16 protein-coding genes are annotated in these 15,805 nt (G+C 70.9%); 9 read left to right on the top strand and 7 right to left on the bottom strand.

The annotated features are described in order from the left end of the window. The 6 genes from D7W79_RS25110 to D7W79_RS25135 all read right to left on the bottom strand — a co-directional run. On the bottom strand, positions 1-594 hold a 594-nt coding region (locus D7W79_RS25110; protein ID WP_439099226.1), incomplete at its 3' end, for a Ppx/GppA phosphatase family protein. Between the two features lie 14 nt (positions 595-608). Continuing rightward, positions 609-1,805: an aminotransferase class V-fold PLP-dependent enzyme gene (locus D7W79_RS25115; protein WP_120527927.1), complete on the bottom strand. Its 1,197-nt coding sequence runs from the start codon at positions 1,803-1,805 to the stop codon at positions 609-611. A 57-nt stretch (positions 1,806-1,862) separates the two neighbouring features. Next, entirely contained in the window at positions 1,863-3,152 is a 1,290-nt protein-coding gene (locus D7W79_RS25120; protein WP_120527928.1) for an LpqB family beta-propeller domain-containing protein, read from the bottom strand. Further along, positions 3,149-3,919 (bottom strand): TonB family protein, encoded by a 771-nt coding sequence (locus tag D7W79_RS25125; RefSeq protein ID WP_120527929.1) that lies wholly within the window; start codon positions 3,917-3,919, stop codon positions 3,149-3,151. Before D7W79_RS25125 ends, D7W79_RS25120 begins: the two co-directional genes overlap by 4 nt. A gap of 3 nt (positions 3,920-3,922) precedes the next feature. Then, positions 3,923-4,411: a protein TolR gene (gene tolR, locus D7W79_RS25130; RefSeq protein ID WP_120527930.1), complete on the bottom strand. Its 489-nt coding sequence runs from the start codon at positions 4,409-4,411 to the stop codon at positions 3,923-3,925. A 12-nt stretch (positions 4,412-4,423) separates the two neighbouring features. Next, positions 4,424-5,140 carry a MotA/TolQ/ExbB proton channel family protein gene (locus D7W79_RS25135; RefSeq protein ID WP_120527931.1) on the bottom strand — a complete coding sequence of 239 codons (717 nt, stop codon included), beginning with the start codon at positions 5,138-5,140 and terminating at the stop codon, positions 4,424-4,426. Positions 5,141-5,293: 153 nt separating this feature from the next. Between D7W79_RS25135 and D7W79_RS25140 the strand changes: the two genes are divergently transcribed. Next, entirely contained in the window at positions 5,294-6,304 is a 1,011-nt protein-coding gene (locus D7W79_RS25140; protein WP_120527940.1) for a hypothetical protein, read from the top strand. A gap of 131 nt (positions 6,305-6,435) precedes the next feature. Next, positions 6,436-7,251, top strand: coding sequence for a glutamate racemase (murI, locus tag D7W79_RS25145; RefSeq protein ID WP_120527932.1), 816 nt, complete (start codon positions 6,436-6,438; stop codon positions 7,249-7,251). 29 nt (positions 7,252-7,280) lie between these two features. Here the strand turns inward: murI and carF are convergent, their stop codons facing one another. After that, positions 7,281-8,138 (bottom strand): plasmanylethanolamine desaturase, encoded by an 858-nt coding sequence (gene carF / locus D7W79_RS25150; protein ID WP_120527933.1) that lies wholly within the window; start codon positions 8,136-8,138, stop codon positions 7,281-7,283. A gap of 265 nt (positions 8,139-8,403) precedes the next feature. Here carF and D7W79_RS25155 point away from each other — a divergent pair, with 265 nt between their 5' ends. From D7W79_RS25155 to D7W79_RS25185, 7 genes are all read left to right on the top strand, one after another. After that, the gene (locus tag D7W79_RS25155; protein WP_120527934.1) at positions 8,404-8,973 is read left to right on the top strand and encodes a RomY N-terminal domain-containing regulatory protein; all 570 of its coding nucleotides are present in this window, start codon (positions 8,404-8,406) and stop codon (positions 8,971-8,973) included. Positions 8,974-9,079: 106 nt separating this feature from the next. After that, a complete protein-coding gene (ftsE, locus tag D7W79_RS25160) occupies positions 9,080-9,772 on the top strand; it encodes a cell division ATP-binding protein FtsE (protein WP_120527935.1) in 693 nt (230 codons plus the stop codon). Continuing rightward, positions 9,769-10,671, top strand: coding sequence for a cell division protein FtsX (locus D7W79_RS25165; RefSeq protein ID WP_120527936.1), 903 nt, complete (start codon positions 9,769-9,771; stop codon positions 10,669-10,671). The genes ftsE and D7W79_RS25165 overlap by 4 nt, the downstream gene beginning before the upstream one ends. Then, the gene (locus tag D7W79_RS25170; protein WP_208729832.1) at positions 10,668-11,804 is read left to right on the top strand and encodes a murein hydrolase activator EnvC family protein; all 1,137 of its coding nucleotides are present in this window, start codon (positions 10,668-10,670) and stop codon (positions 11,802-11,804) included. Before D7W79_RS25165 ends, D7W79_RS25170 begins: the two co-directional genes overlap by 4 nt. An 88-nt stretch (positions 11,805-11,892) precedes the next feature. After that, on the top strand, positions 11,893-12,753 hold the full coding sequence (locus D7W79_RS25175) for an alpha/beta fold hydrolase (protein WP_120527937.1): 861 nt from the start codon (positions 11,893-11,895) through the stop codon (positions 12,751-12,753). Positions 12,754-12,837: 84 nt separating this feature from the next. Further along, a complete protein-coding gene (locus D7W79_RS25180; RefSeq protein ID WP_208729833.1) occupies positions 12,838-14,184 on the top strand; it encodes a S41 family peptidase in 1,347 nt (448 codons plus the stop codon). Positions 14,185-14,251: 67 nt separating this feature from the next. Further along, the coding region (locus tag D7W79_RS25185; RefSeq protein WP_120527939.1) for a PEGA domain-containing protein at positions 14,252-15,805 on the top strand (1,554 nt) is incomplete at its 3' end.

A 15,805-nucleotide genomic window follows, 5' to 3' on the forward strand; every position in this document is an offset into this window, starting at 1 on the left:
CGGGGGCAGGGCGGAGAAGGTGTCGCGCAGGTACGCCTCGATGGCGCCGCGCTCGTCGGGGGACAGCGGGTCGGTGCGCACGTAGCGCTCCGTGAGCCGCACGGCGCCCACGTCGAAGCTGTGGCGGAAGGCCACCGTGCCGACGTCGCTGCCGTAGATGAACTCCGTGGACCCACCGCCGATGTCCACCACGAGCAGCGGCCCCGCGGCCTCGCTCCCGAAGTCCTGGGCCACGGCGGCGAAGGACAGCTGCGCCTCCATCTCCCCGGGGATGATCTCCACCGTCACGCCCGCGCGGGCCTGGGCGGCGGCGATGAAGTCCGCGCCGTTCTTCGCGTCGCGCGCGGCGCTGGTGGCGGACACGGCGATGCCCTCCGCGCCCAGCTCGCGGGCCTCGTTGGCGAAGGCCACCAGCACGGACAGCGTGGCCTCCATGCCGTCGGAGGACAGGACGCGGCTGTTGTCCACGCCCCGGCCCAGGCGGGTGATCTCGGCGCGCTCCACCACGGCCTCGAAGCGCCCGTCCGGCAGGCGCTCCGCGACCAGCAGCAGCACGGAGTTGGTCCCGATATCGATGGATGCGAAGCGCGGCATGGCGCGCACACTACTCAACGCAGCAGCGCTTCCAAAGCCTCCCCCAGGGCCTCGTAGTCCGCCGGGGTGTTGTAGAGCTGGGCGGACAGCCGCAGGTGCCGCCGGGGCGCCCGGGGCCAGGCGGTGACGGGGACCTCGATGTGGTGCTCCTCGAACAGGCGCACATGGAGGGGGTCCACGTAGAGCGGCGGCTCGGGGTGCTCCGGGAAGCCGTCCGGCAGGGCCACGCACGCCATGCTGCCCACCATGGACTCCGGGCACAGCGGCTCCGTGTTGCCCAGCCGCGCGTTCAGCCTCCGCCGGGCGGCCAGCGCCTTCTCCCGGTTGGACGCCATCACCTCCGGCCACCCGCCCGGAACGAGCCCGCCCATGAAGCGGATCACGGTGGGGATGCACAGGAAGGGCGTGGGGTCGACCGTTCCCACCCAGTCGAACTCCAGCCGGAAGCGCGAGCGGTCCGTGCGCGGCGAGTTGTGCCCGTGGCTCACCACCATCGGCTTGAAGCCCCGCTGCAGGTCGCGGCGCACGTACAGGAACGCGGCCCCCTTGGGCGCGCACAGCCACTTGTGGCAGTTGCCCGTGTAGTACGCCGCGCCCAGCTCCTGGAGCGCCAGCGGCACCATGCCCGGCCCGTGCGCGCCGTCCACCAGCGTCTCCACGCCCCGCTCGCGCAAGCGGCGCACCAGCTCCGCCACCGGCAGGACCAGCGCCGTCTGGCTGGTGATGTGGTCGATGAGGACCAGCCGCGTGCGCGGCGTCACCTGCGCCATCACCGCGTCCACCACCGACTCCGGCGAGGACACGGGCCAGGGCAGCTTCGCCACCACCACCTTCACGCCCTGCTCCGCGGCGGCCACGTCCAGCGCGTTCTTCGACGCGTTGTATTCGTTGTCGGTGGTGAGCAGCTCGTCGCCGGGCTGGAAGCGCAGGTTGCGCAGCACGGTGTTCACGCCCGTGGTGGCGTTGGGCACGAACGCCAGGTCATCCGCGTCCACGCCCACGAACGCCGCGAGCGCGGCGCGCGCCTCCTCAAGCAGCGGCTCCAGCTCGCGGGCGAGGAAGCGCACGGGCTCCGACTCCAGCCGCGCCCGCAGCTCCGACTGGTGCTGGAGCACCGCCTTGGGGCACGCGCCGAACGAGCCGTGATTGATGAAGACGACCTGGGGGTCCAGGCCCCAGTGAGTCCTGTGGGCGGGGAGGGGAGCGCTCATGGGGTGCGCAATGCACCCCGGCGCGTCCCCCCTGTCAACGACACCCGCCGTCCGTGACTACTTCGCCGCCGGAGCGGTGCCCCAGTCCGGGGTCAGCCAGTTGCCCTTCTCCATGGGGAGCGGCACCTGGTTGTTGCCATCAGAGGTCATCACCCACAGGTGCGCGGCGCCGTTGCGGTTGGAGCTGAACATGATGAGCCGGCCGTTGGGGGAGAAGGTCGGCTCCTCGTTGTTGCCCTGGTCCTGCGTGAGGCGCGTCACCTTGCCCGTGTCCACGTTGACCGTGAAGAGGTCGAAGGCGTTGCGCTCGTCGCGAGCCGTGAAGGCGATGAGGTCCCCGCGCGGCGACCAGTCCGGCGTCTGGTTGTAGTTGCCCTGGAAGGTGAGCCGCTTCACGCCGGAGCCGTCCGCGTTCATCACGTACACCTGCGGGCTGCCGCCCCGGTTGGACACGAACGCGATTCTCTTGCCGTCCGGCGACCAGGTGGGGCTGGTGTTGAGGCCGTAGGGCGTGTCGGTGATGGCCTTGGCGCCGGAGCCGTCCGCCGCGGCGACGTAGATTTGAGCGCTCTCCCCTTCGGCCAGCGCGTACGCGATGCGCTTGCCGTCCGGCGAGTACGCGATGCCCGTGGCCATCTGCCCGTCCGTCACCAGCGGCTTCGCCTCGCCGCCGGGGGTCTGCACGTAGATGTCCGGCCGGTTCTTCCGGTAGGACGTGAAGGCCACCTGGCCGGACGGGCTGAGCGTGGGGAGGATGTGCGTGCCGCCCTTGGTGAGCGCCTGCGCGCCCATGCCGTCCCAGTCCGCCACGTACACGTCGCGGTTGGCGCCCGCCTTGCGCACGTAGGTGATGCGCGACAGGAAGGGGCTCGGCTCGCGGGTGAAGTGCCGGTAGAGCGCGTCCGCCAGCGCGTGCGCCAGCTGCCGGGGCTCACCGGCCGGCGCGTCCTTGGACACCTTCAGCTCCTCCTTGCCCGTGGCCACGCTGAACAGGCGCAGCTCGCCGCGCAGCGCGCCGCCGTCCTGCGCGAGCGACACCTTCACCAGCGACTCCGCGCCCACGTCCGCCCAGCGGCTGAAGTTGATGCTGCCCGCCGTCATGCCCTCCTTCGCGTCCGCGGTGAAGCCGGCGCGGTCCAGCACCTGGAAGATGCCGGATGCGGTGAGGTCGTACGTGAAGGCGGCGTCGAAGGACTGGGCGGACTTCTTGTCCGCGCCCTCCTGCACCACGGGCGCGGGGGCCGCGAGCGGCAGCGGGCGGAAGTTCGCGCCGGAGATTTCGATGACGGGCGCCTGCGCCAGCACCAGCGCGGGGACGAGGAGGAGCGACAGCAGGAAGGCTTTCATGGGCTGAACACCAGGACGACGCCGTTCTTCTGGAGCGCGTCGCGAAGCGCATCGGGGGGAGGAGAGAAGGGAGAGGCCTTGCGCACGGCGGCCACCACCGCCGCGTCGAACAGCTCGTTGCCGCTGGCCTTGGCCAGGCTCACGTCCAGCACTTCACCCGCGCGGCCCAGCTTCATGGCCACCTGCGCCTTGAGGTACAGGCGCTCCGCGTCGGGGATGGTGTCCGCCACGTTGTAGTGACGGCGCACCTGGGACTTCAAAAGGCCGTAGTACCGCTCGCCCTCCGCCACCGCGGAGTCACCGTCGGGGTCGCCGTCCTCGGCCCCCTCCAGCTCCTCCGGCTCCGTGGGCTTCGCGGACTTGTCGAACGCGCCGAAGAGCTTCTTGCGCCGGTCCTCCGCGTTCGCCTCGCCCTTCTGGGGCGCGGGCGACGGCGCGGGCTTCACGCCGGGCACCGCCACGGCGGCGGGGGAGGGCGCCGGAGCGTCCGCGGGCGGCGTGGGCGTGGGCTTCGCCACGACCTCCTTGGGCGGCGGCTGCGCCACTTCCTTGCGCGGCAGCAGCTTGGGGTCGCGCGGCTTGCCCAGCCGCACCAGCGACGCGTTGATGGGCTTCTGGTCCAGGTCCAGCTTCGGCGCGGACGTGAAGCGCGCGTAGAGCAGCGCCGCCGCGAGCACCGCCACGTGCCCGCCCACGGAGAAGACGACGAAGCGAGACAGCCGCGTGGGCCGTGTCACCAGCAGGCTGTGGGTCACCGCGGAGCTCATGGGCTAGCGCTTCGCCTCCTTGGGCTTGCCCTTGCCGCTGGACGCGGGGGCCTTGCCGGAGTTGGACGCCTTGGAGCCCGTGGCCGGTTCCGTGATCATCCCCACGTTGGAGATGCCCGCGCGCTGGGCGGCGGCCATCACCTCCACCACCACGCCGTACGGCACGTCCCGGTCCGCGTGGAGATACACCTCCTTGTCCGCCTGCGCCTTCGCGTTGGCGGCGAGCTTCGTCTCCAGCTCCTCCAGCGCCACCTCCGCGTCCCCGATGTAGACCTTGCGCCCCGCGTCGATGGAGAGGACGACCTTCTTCTCCGTCGCCTCCACCGGGGCCGCCTTGGTCTCCGGCAGGTTCACCTTCACGCCCTGCTGGATGAGGGGCGCCGTCACCATGAAGATGATGAGCAGCACCAGCATCACGTCCACCATGGGCGTGACGTTGATCTCGCTCATGGTGGTGCGGCCACCACCGCCCTTGCCTCCGCCCATGCCCATGTGACGGGTCCCCTAGCGGAAGAAGTGCCGCTTGATGATGTTGAGGAAGTCCGCGGAGAAGTTGGACATCTCCGTGTCGAAGACCTTGATGCGGCTGACGAACGAGTTGTACGCGACCACCGCCGGGATGGCCGCGAACAGCCCCGCCGCCGTGGCGAAGAGCGCGTTGCCCACCGGCGCGGCCACCGTGGCCAGCGTCGCGTTGCCCTGCTCCGCGATGTTGTTGAACGCGCCCAGGATGCCAATCACCGTGCCGAACAGGCCCACGAACGGCGACGCGGCGCCCACCGTGCCCAGGAAGGACACGCGGTTCTCCAGCTCGGTGATCTGCGCCGTGGCCGCGCGGTTGAGCGCGCGCTCCACGTTCTCGATGCCGCCCAGCTTGGCGCTCATCGCGGCCTCGGCGCCGCCGTCCTGCGTGCCCGTCTGCGCCAGCTTGCTCAGCTCCTCGTAGCCCGCGCAGAACACCTTCGACAGCGGCGAGCCCTCCAGCTTCTGGGCGGACTGGTAGATGGCCTCCAGCCGGGACGCCTTCCAGAAGGTGTCGAGAAAGGTGAGCGACTGGGCGCGGGCGCGCGACAGCTGGGTGGCCTTCATGGCGATGAGCGCCCAGGAGGCGACCGAGACGGCCATGAGGAGCAGGAGCACCGCGAGCTCGATGAACGACGCGTCGCGGATGATCTCCACGTAGTTCATGGCGCCAAAGGCCAGGGGCAGGTGGGGTATCATGGGGTCCAGCGCGTAACATTCCGTCCTCGGGTGGGTCAAACCCGCTCTCAATGCCCGGTTGCTTTGGACGGCACTGAATAATTCCCGGGGTCGGTCGTCTGGAGGGTTGTTACGGGCCGACGACCTCAACTTCCCGAAACACGGATGCCCACCATGAACGCGAGAACGCTCGCCGCATTCCTCTGCCTCTCCTCTGGTCTCACCGGCTGCATCGTCGAAAGCAACCACCCGCGCTACCCCGGCGACGTCCGGATGTCGTGGAGCTTCGATGGCGCGACTTGCAACCAGATGCGGGACATCCAGGGCGTGGACATCTACATCGACGGCGAGATCCTGGAGAACGACGGCCAGTATCCCTGCACGGCGAACGGCTTCGACGGCATCGTCCTGCACGACTTCGCGCCCGGCACGTACTCGTTCAACGCGGAGGCGGTCGACTACGACGGCGTGGCCCGCTACTCGTACCACGGCAACTTCACGGTGGACGGCAACGTGGCCGTGCCCATCAACTTCCCCACGGGCCACACGGGCGCCACGGCCTACGCCTACGTGAACTGGCTGTTCCCGACGGAATCGGGCACGAGCTATCCCACCTGCGGGCAGGCGGGGGTTGCCTACGTGGACGCCCGGGTGGATGACGGCGCGTGGGCGCGCTTCAACTGCAAGGAGGGCAGCGAGGGTCGCTCGGTGGAGACGCCGGACCTGGCCCCCGGGCAGCACTACCTGGAGATCGTGGCCATCGACTCGCTGGAGCGGCCCCTCTACTACTACGGCGGCGGCTTCACCTCGCAGGTCGGCATCCCGGCCTCCATCACGGCGAACACCTGGATCATCGGTGGGGCCGCGGTGGGCTGGCAGCTCTACGAGACCAGCACGAAGCTGAGCTGCGCCCAGGCCGGCGTGAGCGAGGTGGGCATCAACTTCCAGGACATCCACACCGGCGAGTGGGTCTACGGCGCCGAGGGTCAGTGGTTCTCCTGCAACGAGGCCCCCGCCATCTTCGAGTTCCTCCGCCCCGGCGAGTACTTCGTCTCCTTCAAGGCCTCGGGCACGGGCGGCCGCGCCTACTCCTCGCGCAGCGACCTGGCGCCCATCCGGGTCTACGCCCATGACTTCCCGGGCGTGAACGACGCGGTCTACGCCCCGATGTACCGCATCCAGTAGGCGCCGGACCCCCACGGGGCTTCGGTCGCACGGAAGGGTCGGAGGCCATCCAGGCTTCCGGCCCTTCGTGCGTTCCGGGGGCTGGAGGCCGGCAGCGGGCGTTGGCATCAAACGTGATAGGGACTCCCCCCATGCGGCAAGACAGCCACGGTCCCATCGGCGTGTTCGACTCCGGCATTGGAGGGCTCACGGTCCTCAAGGCGCTCATGGCGCGGCTCCCCCACGAGCGCACGCTCTACCTGGGGGACACCGCCCGGGTGCCCTACGGCACCAAGTCCGGCGAGGTGGTGACGCGCTACTCGCTGAAGAACGCGGAGTTCCTCCTGGAGCGCGGCATCAAGCTGCTGGTGGTGGCGTGCAACACCGCCTCCGCCGCGGCGCTGCCCGCCCTCCAGGCCGCGCTGCCGGTGCCGGTGCTGGGCGTCATCGAGCCCGGGGCCCGCACGGCGCTCCAGCGCACCCGGGGCCGCGGGGTGGGCGTCATCGGGACGCCTGGCACCGTCCGCTCCGGCGCGTACCAGCGGGCGCTGGAGGCGGGCAACCCGAAGGTCGCGGTGAAGGCCATGGCGTGCCCGCTCTTCGTGCCCCTGGCGGAAGAGGGGTGGACCACCGGCGACGTGCCGCTGCTGGTGGCGAAGGAGTACCTGGCCGGCTTCGCGCGCGACGGGGTGGACACGCTGGTGCTGGGCTGCACCCACTACCCGCTGCTCAAGGGCGTCATCGCCGAGGTCGTGGGGCCGCACGTGTCGCTGGTGGACTCGGCGGAGGCCACGGCGGAGGCGGTGGCGACGCTGCTGGGGGAGAAGGGGCTCCTGGCGCCAGCGTCCGTGGGCGCGCCCGAGCACGCCTTCTTCGTCACCGACGTGCCGGAGCGCTTCGTGGAGGTGGGGGCCCGCTTCCTGGGGCGCCCCATCCCTTCCGCGGAGCAGGTGGACCTGCGCTTCTAGCCGGTGCTTCCCGGCCCGTCTTCAGGACCTCAGGGCAGGGGGGGCGCGGAGACGCTGGGGGCAGGCTCTTCCGCGGAGGCCTTGAGCAGCTCCTTGGCCACCTGGAGCACGGGCAGCTCCTGGACGCCGTCCACGGCCACGAGCGCCTCCGCAGCCTCCGTGCCGATGTCGTCCTGGCGCGGCAGCTGGCCGGTGGCCCAGGTGATGAGCCGCTCCATCAGCGGGAAGAAGTGGATCATCCGCAGCGGCAGGTTCATCCAGCCCACGGTGATGCAGTAGTACTGGTTGAAGGGCGCGGTGTGGTGCACGCGGTGGTGGTCCGGCGGCAGGATGAGGTGCACGCGCTGCAGGAAGCCGATGAGCGCGGGCGGCTCATCCAGGTGCGACCACTTGTGGAACTGGTTGGTCGCCATCACCCAGAAGATCATCGCGCCCAGGAACGCGGCCAGGAACACCCAGCCGGGACCGTTGAGGGGCACCGCCACCGCGAGCGCCGCCACCGGCAGCGACACGAGGCAGTTGTTGCCGTTGGTCTCCACGAAGTCGTGGCGGGTGATGGCCTTCTCGTCGACGTGGTGCTCGCGGAAGGGGCGGATGAAGGCCTTGCCCAGGATGGGCATCTCCGTGGAGCCCCACGTGTCCCCCATCCAGTGGACGAAGCCGGACACGAAGTCCGCGGCCAGGTAGCCCAGCACCACCGCCAGGGTCAGCAGCCACGGCCCGGTGTGGTGGGTGCTCCAGAGCTTGTAGACGAGCGCGGCCTCCAGCCCCACGAACGCGATGATGGAGGCGATCTCCATGGCGCGGATGGCGGGCGAGTACCCCTGCGCGAGCGTCTGGGCGTCCTGCAGGCGGACCTTGTCCGCGATGGTGTTCGGCTTCTTCATCGGTATTCCGCCCGAGGCAAGGGATGGAGGGACTGACGGCGCGAACGTCAGAACGGTTTACGTACCCCAGCCTGTTTCAGCTTTTCAACAGAGGCCCCCATGCCCGCCAGGCTGGTATGCCCGTGCGGATCCGTACACGGGGGGTGTGCGGAAGGTGGCGGACGCACACCGGCGGAAGCGGGCAGGCGCGCGAGAAGAGGTGCGGGGCGCGTGACGCTTGCCTTGTGAAGCCTGGACCCCGCTGCTACGGTGCCCGACCTCGGCAATGGCGAAAACCTTCGAAAAAGCCGTCACCGGCTTCAATCACAACATCAAGCACAAGGGGAAGGTCTACCACGTCCAGACCGAGGACTCGGGCGTCAACAACCCCCACATCATCACCCACCTGTTCGTGGGCGGGAACATCCTCGCGTCGAAGAAGACGTCCTACGCGGACATCCTCAACGCGGAGAACCTGGCGGAGGTCGTGCGCGAGTTGATGGAGGAGCAGCACAAGGAGATGCTGCGCAACCTCATCAACGGCGTGTACGACAACTACGAGTCCACGGTCCGTTCGTACCAGCCCGGCCAGCTCGCCACGGACGCGGAGATGGCCGCGCAGCCGAAGCTGCCGCAGGCGCCCGCGCAGCCGCGTCCGCCCGCGCCGCCGCCGCCTCCCGCCGTGGCCGCCGCCCCGCACCTGCCTCCGGAAGTGGCCGCCGCGCGCGCCCTCAAGGAGAAGCCGCGCATCAACGAGGTGGGCGTGGAGACGCTCTTCGGAGAGGACCTCATCTCCGAGAAGAGCCTGGACGAGGTCATCCTCAGCTACCTGGCGAGCGAGGGCGAACCCTCGTAGTCCTCGCGCGGTGCGGCCCCTCCTCACGGCTGGAGCCGCGCCCGGCCCGTTCCTGGGCGGGCCCTGGGGCCGTGGTACGCTCACCGGAAGCCCCTCGCTTCCGGTCATGATCCAGTTCTTCCACGTCTACAAGGCGTATCCCGGCGATCCGCCGGTGTTGCAGGACATCAACCTGAACGTGGAGAAGGGCGAGTTCGTCTTCCTCACCGGCCCGTCCGGCGCGGGGAAGACGACGCTGCTCAAGCTCATCTTCTGCGGGGAGAAGGCCACCAAGGGGCAGATATTGGTGGGCGGCAAGAACATCGCGCGCATCCGCGAGTCGGCGGTGCCGTACCTGCGCCGCAACATCGGCGTGGTGTTCCAGGACTTCAAGCTGCTGCCCCACCGCAGCGTCGCGGACAACGTGGGCTTCACGCTGGACGTGCTGGGCGTGCCCCGCGCGGAAGGCCGCGAGAAGGTGCACCGGATGCTCAAGCTGGTAGGGCTGGAGCACAAGGCGAACTCGCTGCCCCTGCGGCTGTCGGGTGGAGAGCAGCAGCGCGTGGTGATTGCGCGCGCGCTCGTGAACGACCCCACCATCCTCCTGGCGGACGAGCCCACGGGCAACCTGGACCCGGCGCTCACCGTTGAAATCATGGACCTGCTCACGGACATCAACATCCGGGGCACCACGGTGATGGTGGCCACGCACGACGCCACGCTCCTGTCGCGCTACCAGAAGCGCACGGTGCGCCTGGAGCGCGGGCTCATCGTCTCCGACGAGGACGGCGTCAAGGCGGCGCGGCGGATGCTGGTATGAGCGTGCTGTCGAAGGCGGCCTACTTCGGGCGCTCGGCGGCCGGGGGGCTGAAGCACGCGCCCTTCGTGCACTTCATCGCCGTATCCACCATCGCCATCGCGCTGTTCGCGGCGGGGCTGGCGCGGGGCGCGTCGCACGTGGTGGACAACCTGCTCGCGTCGCTGGGCGGCGAGGTGGAGGTGACGCTCTACCTGGCGCCACAGCTGGGCGAGGACGAGGTGCACGGCGTCCACACGCGCGTGGTGGAGCTGAGCCACGGCGAGGTGACGGTGGTGCCGCCGGAGGCGGCGCTGAAGCGGCTCAAGCAGGAGCTGGGCGACCTGGGCGAGGCGCTGTCGGAGCTGCCGGAGAACCCGCTGCCCGCGACGCTGGAGCTGCGCGTGCCGGAGGCGCGGCGGTCTCCGGAGGCGCTCAAGGCCCTGGCGAAGGAGCTGCGCGCGCTGCCCGGGGTCACCGGCGTGGACTATGGCGAGGCCGCGGTGGAGCGGCTGTCCGCCATCGCCCGCGCGCTGAGCTTCGGGGCGCTGGTGGCGCTGGTGGTGGTGCTGGGGACGACCGTCGTCATCGTGGCGGCGACGCTGCAGCTGGCCATCTACTCGCGGCGCGAGGAGATTGAGATCCAGAAGCTGGTGGGCGCCACGGACCGCTTCGTGAAGGCGCCGTTCCTCCTGGAGGGGCTGCTGCAGGGGCTCCTGGGCGCGCTGGTGGCGGTGGGCGGGCTGTGGCTGTTCGGCCGGCTGCTGGGGCCCACGCTGGGGTCGTTGTTCGCGTTCCTCCTGGGACCGGGCGTGGCCGCGCCGTGGGTGGAGACGCGCACCGCGGTGGAGCTGCTGGTGGCCGGCTGCGCCCTGGGCCTGGGCGGCAGCTTCGTCGCGGTGGGGCGCTTCCTGCGCGTATGAGACGGCTGGCCTGGCTCATGGTGCTCCTGGGCGCGACCGCCGCGTTCGCCCAGCAGGACGAGGAGGCGGAGCGCGCGGCCATCCGCGAGAAGCTGGCCGCGCAGCGCGCCACGCTCGCGCTGGTGGAGGCGAAGAAGCTCTCCGTGCTGGAGGGCATGGAGCTGATGGAGGACATGACCGCCTTCTCCCGCCGCCGCGTGCGCGCGCTGGAGGGCGACCTCAACCTCTTCCGCCGCCGCGTCGCGCTCGCGGAGCGTGAGGAGGCCGTGCTGCGCGAAGCCCTGCGCGCCCAGCTGCGCCGGCTGTCCCCGCGCCTGCGCACGCTGTACCGGCTCCAGCGCCGCCGCCCGCTGGAGGTGCTGCTGTCCGCGGAGGACTTCGCCGCGCTCATGTGGCGTGCCCGTGCGCTGGAGGCCAGCATGGCCGGCGACCTGGAGCTCCTGCGCACCGTGCAGCACGTGGCGACCCTCCAGCGCCAGGCGACGCTGGAGCTGAAGCGGCTGCACACCTCGCTGTCGCAGCGCGTGGCCTTCCTCCAGCAACAGTCGAAGCAGGCCCAGGCCCAGCAGGAGGCGCTGGAGGAAGTGGTGGGGAAGCTGGCCGGCGAGGCGGAGCTGGCGAAGCGCGCCGTGCGCGAGCTGGAAGGCGCGGACGCGGAGCTCACCCGCATGCTGGCGGACCTGCATGAAGCCCCCGCGACCAGCGGCTTCGGCGCGCTGAAAGGCAAGCTGCCCCGGCCCGTGGCGGGCATCGTGGAGGTGGGCTTCGGCCGCGTGGTGAACCCGCGCTTCAACACCGTCACCGTCCAGAAGGGCGTGGACATCCGCGCGCCCGCGGGCACCCCCGTGCACGCGGTGGCTGAAGGCACCGTCGTCTACGCGGGCTGGCTGCGCGGCTACGGCAACCTGCTCATCGTCGACCACGGCGATGACTTCCACACCCTGGTGGCCCACCTCTCCGCCATCGCCGTCGCCGTGGGGGCCCGCGTGGCCCCGGGCGACGTGGTGGGGGAGGTGGGCGACACCGGCTCCCTCAAGGGCGCCTACCTCTACTTCGAGGTCCGCCGCGCCGGGCAGGCCGTCGACCCGGCCCCCTGGCTGGCGCCCGCCACCGCCGCCGCGGGGACGCCCTGACTCTGTCTGCTTTGATGCGCTGCGTCCAAGATGCGGGGGCGTTAGAAGGTGCAGGGCAGCGGTCGTTGGTGAGGAAGGAGGCCCGCGCGTGGACCTGATGGGTGGGATGCAGAAGGCGATGCGCCGTGTGCTGGTGGCGCGTGGCGTCGTGTCGGAGACGGTGAACGTCGGCGGTCAGGCGGTGCACCACTACGCGCTGGAGGGGCAGGGCAAGGGCCCGCCGGTGGTGCTGGTGCACGGGCTGGGCGGCTCCGCCAACGGCTTCGGGCGCACGTTCTTCGGCCTGGCGCGGCGCTTCTCCCGCGTGCTCGCGCCGGACCTGCCAGGCCACGGCTTCTCCGGCGAGTACTGCGGCGGCCCCACCTGCGTGCAGGCCCAGTTCGACGTGCTGCGCGCCTACTTCGAGCACGTGGTGAGGACGCCCGCCCTCGTGGTGGGCAACTCGCTGGGCGGGGCCATGTCCGTCAACCTGGCCGCCGAGCATCCTTCCCTGGTGAAGGCGCTCGCGCTGGTCGCCCCCGCGGGCGCGGCGCTGACGCCCGACGCACTGGCGGCGCTGCTGGGCCACTTCGCGGTGAAGTCGAACGCGGACGTCCGCGCCCTGACGAAGCGGCTCTTCCACCGTCCTCCGTGGGCCGCGATGCTGCTCGCGTCGGAGCTGCGCAAGTTCTACACGACGCCCACGGTGCAGGCGCTGGCGGCGGATGCGCTGGCCACGCAGGCGAGCATCGCGCCCCAGGCGGTGCGGGAGCTGAAGATGCCGGTGCTCTTCCTCTGGGGCGGCAGCGAGCGGCTCCTGCCCCCGGAGATCCTCACCTGGTACCGGCAGCACCTGCCCGCCCACGCGGAGGTCCACGTGGTGGAGGGCTTCGGCCACGTGCCGCAGATGGAGCGGCCGGACGCGTTCGTGTCCCACCTGGTGGGCTTCGCGGACCGGGCCAGCCTCTAAGGGCGGGAATCGTCCGGCGGGCCGGGTGTAGACTCGGGGGCCTTGCGACGGCCTCTCTCACCCGACCCCCAAGGACGCGCTCCCGTGACCCGTTTCCCGAAGCCGTGGCGCATGGGACTCGCCGCGCTCCTCCTGTGGGGCGCGCCCGCGTTCGCGCAGAAGCCAGCGGACGCGGCCGGCCGCGAGGAGTCCGCGTACCGCCAGCTGGAGCTGTTCGCGCGGGTGCTCTCCTACGTGGAGAACAACTACGTGGAGCCCGTGGACAGGAAGACGCTCATCCAGGGCGCCATCCAGGGGATGCTCGACACGCTGGATCCGCACACCCTCTACATGCCCCCGGAGCTCTTCCGGGAGATGAAGATCGACACGTCCGGCGAGTTCGGCGGCCTGGGCATTGAAGTCGCGCGCAAGGGCGACCGGCTGGTGGTGGTGGCGCCCATCGACGACACGCCCGCCGCTCGTGCCGGCATCAAGGCCGGGGACGAGCTGCTCGCCATCGACGGGGAGAGCACCCAGGGCATGGACCTGGGCCGCGCGCTCCAGAAGATGCGCGGGCCCGCGGGCGGCCGCGTGCTGCTCACGCTCATGCGCGCGGGCTTCAACGCCCCGCGGGAGCTGGCCATCCTGCGCGACCACATCCGCATCGTGTCCGTGGAGGGCGTGCTCTACGACGGCATCGGCCACGTGAAGGTGAAGAACTTCCAGGACCGCACGGACCTGTCGCTGAAGAAGGAGCTGGACCGGCTGCGCGCGCTCAACGGCGGCAAGGAGCTGGATGGCCTGGTGCTGGACCTGCGCAACAACCCCGGCGGCCTGTTGGATCAAGCCGTGGCCATGAGCGACCGCTTCCTGCCGGGCAACCTGCCCATCGTGTCCACGCGCGGGCGCGACGGCCGCAACGCCTCCGAGGAGAAGAGCCGCGACCGCGACACGGAGAAGGACTACCCGCTGGTGGTGCTGGTGAACGCGGGCAGCGCCTCCGCGTCCGAAATCGTCGCCGGCGCGCTCCAGGACCACGGCCGCGCGGTCATCATGGGCACGCAGACCTTCGGCAAGGGCAGCGTGCAGACCATCATCGAGCTGGAGGACGGCTCCGGCCTGAAGCTCACCATCGCGCGCTACTACACGCCCAAGGGCCGCAGCATCCAGGAGAAGGGCATCACCCCGGACTTCCTCGTGCCGGAGGACTCCACCGGGAAGACGGGAAGCGACGCGCCCCGGGAGAAGGACCTGCGGCGCCACTTCAAGGCGGAGCCGTCCCAGGCGACGTCGGAGGTCGCCGCGCAGCCCCGCACCCTGCCCGCGAACCTAAAGGACTGGGCGGTGACGGCGAAGCTCGCGGATCCACAGCTGAAGGTCGCGCTCAACTACCTCCATGGGTTGGCGCCAGGGCCCGCGTCCCGGGCCACCGGGAGCACCGCGGGTCGCTGAAACCCCCTTTCGAGGTGGCGTTCCGCCTCGCAGTGCGTGTAATGCGCACAGCAACGAGGGAGACCGGATGCGACGTCCTTTCAATCGCGCGCTGCACGCGACGCTCAGTGGCTGGCTGGTGGGAATGCTGGCCATGGGCCCCGCCGCCGCGCAGCAGCAACACGTACCGCTGCGGCTGATGCCGCGAACGCTGCCGTCGGCGACGGGCCCGCGCGTGGCGGTGGTGGCCATTCCCGTGGATGCCTCGCTGGAGGGTGAGGCGCTGGCGCTGGCGCACTGGGCTGAACAGGCCGTGGCCCGCTCCGGGCGCCTGGAGCTGGTGCGGCTGACGGACGCGCTGGACCCCCAGGGCGTGAGCGCGCGCCAGGCGAAGGCGGTGGAGGGCAACGCCGCGTTCAAGGACGGCGCGAAGGCGTACGACGAGCTGGACACCGTGAAGGCGCTCCAGAGCTTCGACAAGGCGGTGAAGGACTACGAGCAGGCGGACCTGTCTCGCGCGTTCCCGCTGCTGAGCCGCGCGCGGGTGATGAAGGCCGCGACGCAGGTGGCCAACGGGGAGAACAAGGCCGCGGAGCTGGAGATGCGCGGCGTGCTCGCGGTGGATCCGCGCGCGACGTTCAACCCCAACTTCTTCCCGCCCGAAGAGGTCGCGTTCGTGGAGAAGGAGCGCAAGGCGCAGCTGGACGGCGCGCAGGCGACGCTGTCGGTGCGCACGCAGCCCGCCCCCGCGCAGGTGTTCGTGGACGGGACCTACCGGGGCGTGTCCCCGCTGGCGCTCACGGGCCTCACCCGCGCGGACCACTACGTGACGCTGGTGGCGCCGGGCTACGCCGTGACGGAGGGCCGGGCGCGCGAGGGCGAGTCCTCCTTCACGCTCACGAAGCTGCCGGTGCAGCAGCGCTACGCCGCGCTCGTGGAGCGCATCGCGAAGAACCCCGACGACGAGGAGCGGGACAAGGCGCTGCAGGAGCTGGGCGCGCTCGCGGGCGTGCCGCAGGTGCTGGCGCTGGTGGTGCGCGGCGGCCCGGGCAACGCGCCGCTGACCGTCACCGGCCTGCGCATGGACGTGGCGGACGGCCACAACCAGGCGTACGCGCTGGGCCAGGTGCCGCGCGGTGACGCGATGGCCACGGGCTCCGAGGCGCTCCTGACGGGGCTCGTCGCCCAGGACGCGGCGCGCGTCGATGGCAAGCCGGTGAAGCACTTCGCCGATGGCGGGGGCGTGAGCCGCCGCACCGCGGGCTACGTGCTGCTGGCCACGGGCGTGGCGCTGCTGGCGGGCGGCATCTACTTCGGCCTGGAGGCCTCCTCCAAGTCGGACGCGTTCAAGACCGCGCCGCAGGGCAGCACGCGCGCGGAGGACCTGAAGAGCACCGGCAAGACGTACGCGCTGGTGGCGGACATCGGCGTGCTGGCGGGCCTGGTGTCCGCGGGCGCCGGCAGCTACCTGGCGTTCTACAAGAAGGGTGGGGGCTCGGCCTCGACCAGCACCCCCGCGAGCACCCCGTCCGAGCGCGCCGCGCCGGCCCGTGAAGAGAAGCCCATGAAGGAGGCGCTGCCCATGCCGCCGCCTCCGCCCGCCGCGAAGACGGAGCCCGCCCCCAAGGCGAACGCCACGTCC

Source organism: Corallococcus exercitus, from assembly GCF_003611585.1.
GTDB classification, from domain to species: Bacteria; Myxococcota; Myxococcia; order Myxococcales; family Myxococcaceae; genus Corallococcus; species Corallococcus exercitus.